Below are 906 nucleotides of genomic sequence, written 5' to 3'. Positions count from 1 at the left end.
AAAAGGTGACGGTCCTTCCGTAGTCATCGCCCTCGGCGGCAACGCTCTCGGCAACAGCCCGCAGGAGCAGCTCGAGCTGGTGAAGAACACCGCCAAGCACATCGTCGACATGATCGCCGATGGCGTGAACGTCGTCGTCTCCCACGGCAACGGCCCCCAGGTCGGCATGATCAACAACGCTTTCGCCTACGCCGCCGCCAACGACGGCAAGACCCCGGAGATGCCTTTCCCCGAGGCCGGCGCTATGTCCCAGGGCTACATCGGCTACCAGCTGTCCCAGGCCATCCTGAACGACCTGAAGGCCCGCGGCATCGACCGCTCCGTCGCCAACGTCATCACCCAGACCGTCGTGAACCCCGAGGATCCGGCGTTCCAGAACCCCACCAAGCCCGTCGGCGCCTTCATGACCGAGGAAGAGGCCAAGGCCAAGGCCGCCGAGACCGGCTGGACCTTCAAGGAGGACGCCGGCCGCGGTTGGCGCCAGGTCGTCGCCTCCCCGAAGCCCGAGCGCATCGTCGAGTTCGACGCCGTGAAGGACCTCATGGACAACGGCTACATCGTCGTCTCCACCGGTGGCGGCGGCGTGCCGGTCTTCGAGACCGAGAACGGCTACGAGGGCGTTCCCGCCGTCATCGACAAGGACCGCTCCTCCGCCAAGCTGGCCGCCGACTTCGGCGCCGACATGCTGGTCATCCTGACCGCCGTCGAGAAGGTCTGCATCAACTTCAACAAGCCCGACCAGGAAGAGCTGTCCACGATGACCGTGGCCGAGGCTCGCGAGTACATCGCCCAGGGCCAGTTCGCCCCCGGCTCCATGCTGCCCAAGGTCGAGGCCTGCATCGAGTACGTCGAGGCCTTCCCGAAGGGCAAGGCCCTCATCACCTCCCTCGAGTGCGCCGCTGCCGG

General features: G+C 66.4%; 1 protein-coding gene. It reads left to right on the top strand.

Annotated features, from left to right (window positions below):
* The coding region (gene arcC / locus SFHG_RS00045; RefSeq protein WP_316244723.1) for a carbamate kinase at window positions 1–906 on the top strand (906 nt) is incomplete at both ends.

It is taken from the genome of Senegalimassilia anaerobia JC110, from assembly GCF_000236865.1.
GTDB classification, from domain to species: domain Bacteria; phylum Actinomycetota; class Coriobacteriia; order Coriobacteriales; family Eggerthellaceae; genus Senegalimassilia; species Senegalimassilia anaerobia.
Note: the sequence above shows the minus strand (reverse complement) of the source record. Positions and strands in the feature narration are given on the sequence as shown.